Consider the following 10,494-nt stretch of genomic DNA (forward strand, 5'->3'; position numbering starts at 1 on the left):
CTTGCACACCTTCAGCGTCTGGGCGCCACAGGCCTCGTCGGTCGATTTGGTTCTGCGAGACGGCGTACTGCCAATGCACTCGGGTGCTGACGGCTGGTGGGCGCGCGACGTGGTTGAAGCGCACCATGGCACGGATTACGCGTACACCGTCGACGGCAGTGAGCCCCTGCCGGACCCCCGCAGTCCTTGGCAGCCTGAGGGTGTCCACGGCTTCAGCCGAGTCTTCGACGTCAGCCGCTTCCACTGGACCGACAGCTCGTGGGGTGGGCGTGATGTGCGCGGTGCGGTCTTCTATGAACTGCACATCGGCACTTTCACCCCTGAGGGGACACTGGCCGCGGCTGCGAATCACCTGGACTACCTGGTGCTGCTGGGGGTTGAGGTCATCTCCCTGATGCCAGTGGCTGCGTTCCCCGGTCGCCACGGCTGGGGCTACGACGGTGTCGACCTGTACGCCGTCCACGAACCATACGGCGGTCCGGAAGCCCTGCAGGCGTTCGTGAATCGGTGTCACGAGGTTGGACTGGCCGTGTGTCTCGACGTGGTTTACAACCACCTCGGGCCGAGCGGAAACTACCTGGACTCCTTCGGCCCGTACTTCACCGATCGCCACACCACGCCGTGGGGACCGGCCGTCAACCTGGACGACACCGGCAGCACGGAAGTACGCCGCTTCATCTGCGACAACGCGCTCAGGTGGTTCCGCGACTTCCACATCGACGCTTTGCGACTGGACGCCGTACATGCGTTATTGGATGAGAGTCCTACGCACCTGCTGGCCCAGCTGTCGACCGAAACCGCCAGACTGGCTGAAGAGCTCGGCCGTCCGCTCGGACTGGTCGCCGAGTCCGATCTGAACGACCCACAGATGGTGGAGCCGGTCGTTGAGGGCGGCCGGGGGATGACTGCGCAGTGGAACGACGACTTCCACCATGCGCTGCACACGCTGCTGACTGGCGAGAGTGCCGGGTACTACGCCGACTTCGCAGCGCCCGGGGTGCTCGCGAAGGTGCTGACCCAGGTGTTCCTGCATGACGGGGCGTACTCGTCGTTCCGTGGGAAGGATTGGGGTCGCCCGGTCGATCCGACCACCCATCGCGGTGGTCAGTTCCTCGCATACACGTCGGATCACGATCAGATCGGCAACCGGGCTCTTGGTGATCGGCCGGCGCTGACACCCGGGCAGTATGCGATCGGGGCCGCGCTGGTGCTCACTTCGCCGTACACGCCGATGTTGTTCATGGGCGAGGAGTGGGGCGCGTCCACGCCGTGGCGCTACTTCACCGACCATGACGAGCCGGCGCTGGCCGAGGCTGTGCGGACCGGGCGGCGGCAGGAGTTCGCCGCCTTCGGCTGGGATGCCGAGGAGATCCCGGACCCGCAGGATCCCGCGACCTGGCGTAGTTCGATCCTCAACTGGTCCGAGGTGGACGAGTCACCGCATCGGGAGTTGCTGACCTGGTATCGCGACCTGCTGGCATTGCGGGCTCGCACTCCTGAATTGAAGGACGACAAGCTCAGTTCGGTGAGTGTCGTCGAAGGTCCGGGATGGCTGGTGGTGAGTCGCGGGAATCTGCGTGTGGTGGTGAACCTGAGTACTTCTCAGCAGGTGGTGCCGATCGATGGAACGTCGTACGTGTTGCTGGCTTTCGGCGAACCGGAGTTGCTGGCAACGGGTGTGCGTATGTCAGGGCAAACGGTCGCGGTGGTTCTGGTCGGCTGAATCTCTCGTATTTGCTGCGAAAACGCACAGAAGACGGCGTTCGAGTTTGTTCTTCGGTGTCGATTTCCGGAATCGCTTGTCTCCGGACTCCCGGTAACCGAGTGTGGAATCCGCCAGCAGTGTGAGCGGGGGCGACGGGAGGACACAGATGACAGTCGGAGGCGTCGACACCTACTACGATTACGACGAGAAACAGTGGAAGAGCCGAAGGCTCGGCGGGGGCCCGGTGCCCCGCGGCCCGGTCTGCCCGGCTCCACGGACCACCGATTCCGCAGCGGCCCAGCACGATCGCCGGCCCGCCGCCCACGACAAACCCAAACGCAGCTGAACATCTTCTGAGGGTTGGTACGGCCCGCCAGACCTGACCAACCTACTTCTGTCGCAACCCTGGGATCAGGGTGCGTAGTTCGAGTGCGGCCTGGAACCGATCCAGCCACGGCCGGGAGCGCAGTGCCCGGCGGACGGCGTGGACACCGGTCCAGGCCTGCCCGGCCACGTTCGGAGTGGTCGGGCCACCGGACCAGAGCGCGTGATCGACCGCCAGCGCGACACTTGCGAGGCCCGGACCGGTGTCCGGCAGATCGCGAGCCGCATGGGCGAGGTCGCGAACTGTCATGCCTGAGGTGACGGGGATGCCGTGCGCCCGGATGCGGTCCCGCGCCTCGGCCCAGGCGCCGACCACCGCTGCACTGCCTGAGCGTCGGCGACGTCGTTGTGCCCGGAGCTGCTTGAGCAGCGGTACGCCGGCCAGCCAGAGCAGCAGGAGTGCCGCCGAGGCCGCGAAGATCTGGGTCAGCGGGAGGTGGAAGCTTCCGGAGTTCGCGTCGTCTGCCTCGTCGCCGGAGGGTGGCCGTGTCTCGGGGTCCTGGATCTTCTTGATGTCTGGGACGGACTTGCGGGCCTGGTCGGTGATGGAGGCTGCGGCGCCGGTCGGGTTTGTGGTGCTGCTACCAGTCTGGGCGCCGACGGCTGGGTCGAGCGGCCACCAGCCGACTCCCGCGACCGCGACCTCGGGCCAGGCGTAGGCGTCTTTGTTGGTGACCGTGTACCAGCCGGCCGCGTCGGGCTTGGCGGGTGCGCGGAAGCCGACCACGAGTCGCGCGGGGATCGAGTTCTGCCGGGCCAGAGCGACGTACGCGGCGGCGAACTGTTCGCTGCTGCCGACGTTCTTGGTCTTGCCGAGGAACTGCTTCAGCTGCGGCCAGCTGTAGCCGGTCGGCGGTGAGCTGTTCGCGCTCGCGAGTCGGTAGTTCGTGCGGAAGTACTTCTCGAGGGCGATTGCGGTCGCCATCGTGGCCCGCTTGCCTTCCAGCGGGTTGAGGTCGGCGATCTCGGGTGGGAGCGGACCCATGTCGTTCAGGCCGCCGGGCGCGGTGCTGTCGACACCGGCCGTGCTCAGGTAGTCCGCGTCGATGTCGGGCTCGGCCCAGGCGAGGTTGTAGTAGTCGGGGCGCTCCGGTACGACGAGCGTGCTGCCGATCGGCTCGACCTGCGGATCGGCCGCGTTGCCGATGGTCTCCGGCGAGAGCTGCCCGGGCAGCCACGGGCCTTCCAAGGCATCGTCGGTCCGGATCAGCGCGCGCCGCGTCGTCGTGTCCACGCGTACTTCGGGACCGGGGGCGAGCTGGGACCCCATCCGCAGGAGCGGGTGATCGGCCGTCCAGTTGACCCCGTCGAAGCTGTCGAGCGCGACGAGCCGCCAGCGATCTACTGGTTCGGAGGTCTGGTACTTGAACACGACCTTGTCCCGCGCCGAAGGGCTCAGCCGCCCGGCCAGCTCATCCAGCGGACTCGCCTGCCGGCTTGCCGGTGCTGTCGCCGACTGCACCCGCTGGAGCGAGTACGGCGTCCGCCCGCGCGGGTCGATCGTGCTCACCACGAACCCGCAGACAACCGCGGCGAGCGTCACCACCGCGGTCATAGCCCACGGGGTGACCCGTCGGTACTCGAAGTGGTCGGAGATCAGGACCGCGATCACGAGCAGACCGAAACCAACCGCGATCAAGACGGCGGTGAGCCCTTCGGCCGCGACGTACAGCTGACTCACGCCGACGACACCGATCGCGGGCAGCAGGGCGACGAGCGGTGGGGCGCGGTCGAGCAATTCGATCGTCAGCACGCAGGCGACTAGCGCGAGCAGCGGAACGAAGATCAGCAGCTCGGGTTCAGGCCGAGCCGGCCACGTCGACTCAAGCGTCAGTCGCCACGCGGTCAACCCATTCCCCAGTGCGCGGATAGACGAGAGCGTCGGCAGTCCACCCAAGGTAGTTGCCTGAAGCACCGACTCGACAATCGCCAGCACCCCGGCAACCACCACCAACAACGGCCGCCAACCAAGCAACCCCACCCGCCGCCGACAAACCTCCGCCACAACCGCCGACACCAAACAAACCAACCCAACCGGCAACCACAGATGCCCCACCCCAAACACAGGCGCAAAACAAAGCCCCCCAAGCAGAACCCCACCCAACCCCGCCACCGTGCGACGAGTGTTCGCGGGAGGAGCCGCCGCCAAGGCAGTCCGCCCATCCCTCCCCGCCTCAACCCCCGAGGCAGGCCGCCCGGGCCTCGCCGCCGCGGTAGCCCGCCCGGGTTTCGCCGCATCCGCTGCCGAGGCGAGCCGGCTGGCCTTCGCCGCGTTCTCCGCCCGGCTCATCGGAGTACTCCGGTCCACTGGGTTAGGGCTTCTTGGGCGGTGGTGGCGAGGATTACTTGGGCTCCGAGGATGGGAGCTACTCCTTGGAGGGGGCCTAGGCCGATGGCGGTTACTGATGAATAGCGGGTGAGGAGGGGGGCCAGGTCGGTGGCGGAACCTCGGGCGCCGGTGACGACTACGATCGCGCCGCCGGCCGACGTACCGGTGGTGAGGACGGGTGGTACCAGGGCTGACCGATCGTCGCGTTGTTGGACGATGCACAGTTCGTCGAGGAACATGCGTGACGCGACCGCACCGCCTGGCGCGGCGAAGTCGGCGCCGGCGGTGGTGACGAAGCGGCAGCGGTGGCCGGCGGTGGAGGCTGCGAACAGGATTGAGGCGGTTACCTCGACAGCTTCCTCGAAAGTGGCTTCGGGCAACGGTTCGGTACGGGTGTCTAGTAGCACGGTCAACCGCGGTTGGTCTGGGTCGGCGTAGTCGCGGACCATCAGTTGGCCGGTGCGCGCGGTTGCCTTCCAGTGCAGGTGGCGGACCTCATCGCCGACCACGTAAGGGCGAACATCGCGCAGATCGGCCGAACCCCGGAGTGAGTCGTCCGCCGTACGGCCGACGTGATGGTGCCGCGGACGCCCGGCGACGACGGTCTTGGTCGGGTGCCGCCGCGGGTGCACCCACAGGGTGCCGACTTCACCGGTTGCCTTGCTGTTTCGGGTCAGCCCGAGCGGATCCCGCCGCTCGAGCGTCAGCGGACCAACCTCGATCCGACCGCGGTGCGAGGTCGGCAGCTCATACCGGTACGTCGCCTCGATCCCAGGACCGAGCTGGCGAACCCGAACCTCCTTCCACGCTGCCCCCGCGGAGTCCCGCGCCGAGAACGACGCCTGCCGCCGTGTCCCCTCATTCCGCACCCGCAGCGTCGCGAGCGCCGGCCGACCGCGTTCGACCCGATCCGGCGACAACACCCGCTGAACCGTCACCTGCGGCTGCCGCAACGTCAGCACGACGGCGGCGAGCACCGCACCGAGCCCGATCCCGGCCAGCGCCCGGAAGAGCGCATACCCGGCCAGCTCGCCCAACGCATACAACGCGATCGAGCCCAGCAGTACGGCGATTCCACGCCCGGTCAGTCTCATCTCCGCCTACCAGGTCACGTGGTTTGATTCGTAGTCGCCGACCGTCACCCAGACGTCGCCACCCCGGTCGTCGTTGTAGAACTTGTTGACGGTCAGGCTGCCGTTCGGTCCGACCTGAAGGCTGTCGCTGTGCAGCAGGCCGTAGTTCGACGTGTGGCCCGCGAACGTGTAGGTGGCGTTGGGCTTCAGACCGGTGGCGGTGATGTGGATGTAGTAGCAGTAGCTGGGGTTGTCACACTGGGCGGCTTCACCCGTGTACAAAGGGCCCTTCCGGATCCGGATCGACGGCTGCGCGCCTTCGTTCGTCGTCGCGGAGACAGTCGCGGCAGCCCCGATCAGCGTCTTCCCGTCGGAACCGCGCGTGACAGTACGGACCTGGAACGTGTACCGCGTGTCGTCCTTCAAACCGGTGGACGTGTAGCGCGCCGACGTCGTCGTGTTGGGGTCGCTGTCGTTCACCCGGAAGACGCTGTAGCGGAGGAACGTGCCACCGTTCAGGTTCGGCCGCTTCCAGGTCAGTGTCACCCGCCCATTGCCCGCGACCGCACGCAAGGAGAGCGGTGCCGCGGCCGGTGTCGCCACAAGCGGTGGCGGAGGCGTCGGCCGACGGGTGGGTTGCTGGGTCGGCTGCTGAGTCCGTGGCGGTTCGGCACGGCGCGGTGGCTCAACCCGACGTGGAGGTTCAGTACGGCGTGGCGGCTCGACCCGGCGCGGTGGAGTCGTCTTGTCGCCGCCGGGGTCGATCGTGCGCCGCGGCGGAACGCTCGGATCCGGTACCGGCGGTTTACTGGTGGTCGGAGTCGTCGAAGGCTTGACCGGTGCCGTCGGGTTCTTGGTCGGCCCCGACGCCGGGACCGGATCGGACACCGAGCCGTCCCGGTCCACCACCAGCGCCTGCTCCCCGCCGACAGTATCGACGTACAGGCGTTGATCCGCACCGCGCACGAGCAGCGGCCGATCGTCCTTACCCGGCTTGACCTTCTCCGACGGACCCGGAATCGGCCGACTGTCCTTTTGGTTGCCGTCAGCATCCAAGGTGACCAGCTTGCTACCGCTCTCGTCGACCAGCGCAAGGTTATGCCCGGACGACGCGATCTGAGTGAACTTGCCAGGCGGCAAGGCCTTCTCGACCGTCGCCGACCCGGCGGTGGGCTTCCCGGTGATCGCCGCGGTGTCGACCAGATGCAACCGGGACTTGCCCGGCTCGACGATCGCGATCCGCCCGTCGACGTCGTTCGGCGCGACGATCGACTGCGGCGACAACGTCACCCCGGGAATCTCCAGCGGCCGACCGAGCCCAGACGCGGAGACCGTGCGTACCTGACTGGCAGTGGTGTCGACGAACACAACCTGATCGCCAACCACAGCCAGCGAGCCGACGTTGCCGTGCTGAAGCTCGGCCGGACAGGTCAGCCGCCCAGCCTGCGCAGGCAACTGACAAAGCTCACCACTGACCAGCCGCTGCACCCACAGCGTCCCATCGGGCGTCACGACCGGTTGCCCGAGCGCGTTGTTGTTGCCCAACGTCAAAGCGGTCGGCCCCAGGCGGACAATCGATCCCGCCGCGCGATAGACGACGTACGCGACCCCGGCAGCATTGAGGCCGACGGGCACTTCATCCGACGGCGAGACCTCGGGACCATCGACCCGCAGCGTCGACTTCTCAAAGCCAGTGATGCTGCCGCGCGCCAGGACATATCCCCGGGTATCGGTCTGCACAGCCTGGGTTCCAGGCGCGAGCCCCGGAACCGGCACCGAGCCGTCCGCGCGCTTGCTGCCGCCGTCGATGTGGAAGACCGCGCCGATGGTGCTGTTGTAGATCAGGTGCCCGGACTGCAGAAACTTCTGCCCAGACGAATCCGCACCGGCCGTGGTCACGGCCAGGGTGGTTGCCACGACGCAGACCGCGACGACGCCGGCGAGCGTGGCGCGCGAACGCCACTGCGGAACGGCAGCCTCGCCGTCCTCCGCCTTGCGTCGCCCGATGATCTGCATCGCAGTCCTCCCCGTTGCTGGCAGGTGTCAGCCTGCGTTGACGCCTGCCGTCGGCGCCGGTGTCGCGGCGAGGACTTCGTCGACCACGGAGGCCGGCGGCCGCTGGCTCAGCTCGGCATCCGGGGTGAGGACGAGACGATGCGCAAGGACCGGCTGCGCGACCTGCTTGACGTCGTCCGGGGTCGTGAACGCGCGCCCGTCCGTCGCCGCGTACGCCCGCGCGGCCCGGACCAACGCGATACTCCCGCGCGGACTGGCGCCGTACCGGACCGCGGTGTGTTCGCGAGTCGCGGCGGCGAGCTTGACGGCGTACGAGCTGATCGCGGGGTCGACGTGGACCGAGCGGACGGCGGCGATCGCGTTCCGCAAAGCCGGTACGTCGATCACTGGGCTGAGGGTGTCCGGACCGATCCGGCCGGTGTCGCCGAGCACGATCCGGACCTCGGCGTCGTGATCGGGGTAACCGATCTCGATCCGCATCAGGAACCGGTCCAGCTGTGCTTCGGGCAGCCGGTACGTGCCTTCCATCTCGATCGGGTTCTGGGTGCCGATGACCAGGAACGGATCCGGGACCGCGCGGGTGTTCGAGTCGACGGTCACCCGGCGCTCGGCCATCACCTCGAGCAGCGCCGACTGCGTCTTCGGCGTACCGCGGTTGATCTCGTCGGCGACCACCACGTTGGCGAAGATGCCACCCGGATGGAATTCGAACGTCTCGTTGCCCTGGTGGTAGACCATGACACCGGTGATGTCACCCGGGAGCAGGTCCGGGGTGAACTGGATCCGGTTCCAGGTCGCGTCGATGCTGCGGGCGATGCAGCGTGCCAGCGTGGTCTTACCGAGACCCGGCACGTCCTCGATCAGCAGGTGGCCCTCGGCAAACAGCGCCGTCAGCGCCAGCCGGATCACCTCCGGCTTGCCGTGGATCACCTTGCCCAGGTTGTCGGCCACCAGCCGGTACGCCTCACCCGGCGGAACAGTCGCGCTCATCAAACAACTCCCCTCAGCATCTCGCCGAGGCTAGCGGCTTCCGGTACAGCTCCGGTCCAGATGTCCTGTTACTGCCGTTCTGTGGGCAACTGGAACTCGAAGATCGCGCCGCCTTCGTCGCCGTTGTAGACCCTCAGGTCGCCGCCGTGGGACAGCGCGACCCAGCGCACGATCGACAACCCGAGCCCGCTCGAACCGCCGCCACTGTTGAAGCGCTCAAAGAGATCCTCGCCGACCTCCGGATCGATCCCGGGACCTTGGTCGGCCACGGTGATCCGGCCGTCAGCGACCGTGACGGTGATGATCGCTTCGGTGGCTCCGGGGAGCCGTCCATGCCGCAGCGCGTTGTCGAGAAGGTTGCCGACGGCCCGTTGCAGCAGAGTCGGATCCGCGCGCACCATGCTCGGTGCCGTCACCAACGAGATCCGGGCGCCGTCGGCGGGGAAGTCGTCGACAACCCCAGCCACCAGCTGATCGAGCCAGACCGGCTGCACCGCAAGCTGTTCCACGCCTGCTGCGAGCCGGGCGCGGACGAGCAGGCCGTCGATGATGTCGCCCATCCGGCCGGCCAGCCGGACTGTGCGCGGGAGGAGTTCGGCTCGCTGACCAGGATCCCGTACGGCGGTCTCCGCCAGTGCCCGCAGTGCCGCGACCGGCGTGCGGAGGTCGTGGGCGGTCTCGGCCAGCAAGGTCTCCTGCTGTTCGAGCGCAGCCATGGCCGGCCGAATCGCGCGCCCCGACAACCAGTAACTGGCCACCGCGGCGGCAGCGATCAACCCAGCACACAAAGCCAGCACCACCCACACCAGTTGCTGATGTGCGTCCGCCTCCTTCTGGGTTCCTGCCCACGCCAGTACGGCGCCACCTTCGTTGCTGTCGCTGAATTTGAAGGCCTCGGCCTTGATCCGCACCGGTTGCCCGGCCACCGACGTGCGGTCTGCAAACACCACACCGCTGTCCGCGAGGGTTGCTGCGGTGGCCACCTCGCTGAGAACGGTCAGGTCGACCGGTGTGCAATCGCGGGTGCTTCGGATCGGTGCCGCACCGTTGGACCCGCCGGACAGGATCGCGAACTGCGGGCACTTTCCGTAGAGCGGGTCCCGGGTTACCTCGGCGAAGTTGATGGTTCCGGTGCTGCTGCCACTGGCCAGGCGCAGGACGGGCGCCGTGACCAAGCCCAGCTCCGCATCGACTGTCGCCGCGTCGCGTTGGGCGTCTTGGCGGATGACGACGGGCGCCAGGATGAGCAGGCCGATGGTGTTGGCGACGGTGAAGACCGCGGTCAGCCACCAGCGGAGGCGGCGGAGGCGGTCGGCGGCGGGGCCCTTCACGGCTGGATCAGGCGGTAGCCGCGGCCGCGGACGGCCTGGATGAGGTCCGGACCACCACGAAGGCGGGCGCGCAGCCGGGTGATGGTGACGTCGACGACGTTCGACATCGGGTCCGCGGCGGCGTCCCAGCAGTGTTCGATCAGGTCGGTCCGGGAGACGGTCTGCTCGGGCCGGCTCATCAGGAACTCCAGCACGGAGAACTCCTTCGCTCGCAGGGTGACCAGGACGCCGGCCCGCCGGACCTCGCGACGGCCGGTGTCGAGCTCAACGTCGGCGTACCGCAGGATCGGCGGCCGGATGGTCGGGCCGCGCCGGCTCAGGCTGAGCACCCGGACGATGAGTTCCTCGACCGCGAACGGTTTGACCAGGTAGTCGTCACCGCCGTGCTCGAACCCGTCGACCCGGTCGGCCAGCTGGTCCATCGCGGTCAGGAACAGCACCGGGACCGCCCAGCCGTCCTGCCGGCGGCTGCGAACGTACCCGATCGAGTCGCCGTCGGGCAGCATCCGGTCGAAGACCACGCAGTCGTAGGCGTTCACGAACAGTGCCTCGTCGGCGTCGGCGATGGTGCGGGCCAGGTCGACCGCGAGCGCTGCCGACCGCAGCGCGGCCGGTACGGCGACCTGCAGCTCCGGGTCGTCCTCGACCACCAATACCCGCACGGGG

General features: G+C 68.0%; 7 protein-coding genes. 1 reads left to right on the plus strand and 6 read right to left on the minus strand.

Features of this window, described 5'->3' with window-relative positions; all coding sequences use genetic code 11:
* Position 1 precedes the first annotated feature (1 nt).
* Complete coding sequence (treZ, locus tag ABD231_RS19080; protein ID WP_344153334.1) at positions 2 to 1,723, plus strand: malto-oligosyltrehalose trehalohydrolase; 1,722 nt, start codon at positions 2 to 4, stop codon at positions 1,721 to 1,723.
* A 370-nt stretch (positions 1,724 to 2,093) separates the two neighbouring features.
* Here treZ and ABD231_RS19085 read toward each other — a convergent pair whose 3' ends face one another.
* The 6 genes from ABD231_RS19085 to ABD231_RS19110 all read right to left on the minus strand — a co-directional run bounded on the left by ABD231_RS19085 (position 2,094) and on the right by ABD231_RS19110 (position 10,490).
* Positions 2,094 to 4,379, minus strand: a complete 2,286-nt coding sequence (locus tag ABD231_RS19085; RefSeq protein ID WP_344153337.1) for a transglutaminase TgpA family protein — start codon at positions 4,377 to 4,379, stop codon at positions 2,094 to 2,096.
* Entirely contained in the window at positions 4,376 to 5,512 is a 1,137-nt protein-coding gene (locus tag ABD231_RS19090; RefSeq protein ID WP_344153340.1) for a DUF58 domain-containing protein, read from the minus strand. Before ABD231_RS19090 ends, ABD231_RS19085 begins: the two co-directional genes overlap by 4 nt.
* Before the next feature lie 6 nt (positions 5,513 to 5,518).
* Positions 5,519 to 7,507 (minus strand): fibronectin type III domain-containing protein, encoded by a 1,989-nt coding sequence (locus tag ABD231_RS19095; protein ID WP_344153343.1) that lies wholly within the window; start codon positions 7,505 to 7,507, stop codon positions 5,519 to 5,521.
* 27 nt (positions 7,508 to 7,534) lie between these two features.
* Positions 7,535 to 8,497 (minus strand): AAA family ATPase, encoded by a 963-nt coding sequence (locus tag ABD231_RS19100; protein ID WP_344153346.1) that lies wholly within the window; start codon positions 8,495 to 8,497, stop codon positions 7,535 to 7,537.
* Between the two features lie 68 nt (positions 8,498 to 8,565).
* Entirely contained in the window at positions 8,566 to 9,828 is a 1,263-nt protein-coding gene (locus ABD231_RS19105; protein WP_344153349.1) for a sensor histidine kinase, read from the minus strand.
* Positions 9,825 to 10,490, minus strand: a complete 666-nt coding sequence (locus ABD231_RS19110) for a response regulator transcription factor (RefSeq protein WP_344153352.1) — start codon at positions 10,488 to 10,490, stop codon at positions 9,825 to 9,827. Before ABD231_RS19110 ends, ABD231_RS19105 begins: the two co-directional genes overlap by 4 nt.
* Between the last annotated feature and the right edge of the window lie 4 nt (positions 10,491 to 10,494).

It is taken from the genome of Kribbella yunnanensis (assembly GCF_039529655.1).
In the GTDB taxonomy this organism is placed as follows: Bacteria; Actinomycetota; Actinomycetes; order Propionibacteriales; family Kribbellaceae; genus Kribbella; species Kribbella yunnanensis.

Bases quoted from the DNA above. Each gene is read 5' to 3' on its own strand.
- ABD231_RS19085 (WP_344153337.1), bottom strand. From the start codon at position 4,379: ATGAGCCGGGCGGAGAACGCGGCGAAGGCCAGCCGGCTCGCCTCGGCA.
- ABD231_RS19090 (WP_344153340.1), bottom strand. From the start codon at position 5,512: ATGAGACTGACCGGGCGTGGAATCGCCGTACTGCTGGGCTCGATCGCG.
- ABD231_RS19095 (WP_344153343.1), bottom strand. From the start codon at position 7,507: ATGCAGATCATCGGGCGACGCAAGGCGGAGGACGGCGAGGCTGCCGTT.
- ABD231_RS19100 (WP_344153346.1), bottom strand. From the start codon at position 8,497: ATGAGCGCGACTGTTCCGCCGGGTGAGGCGTACCGGCTGGTGGCCGAC.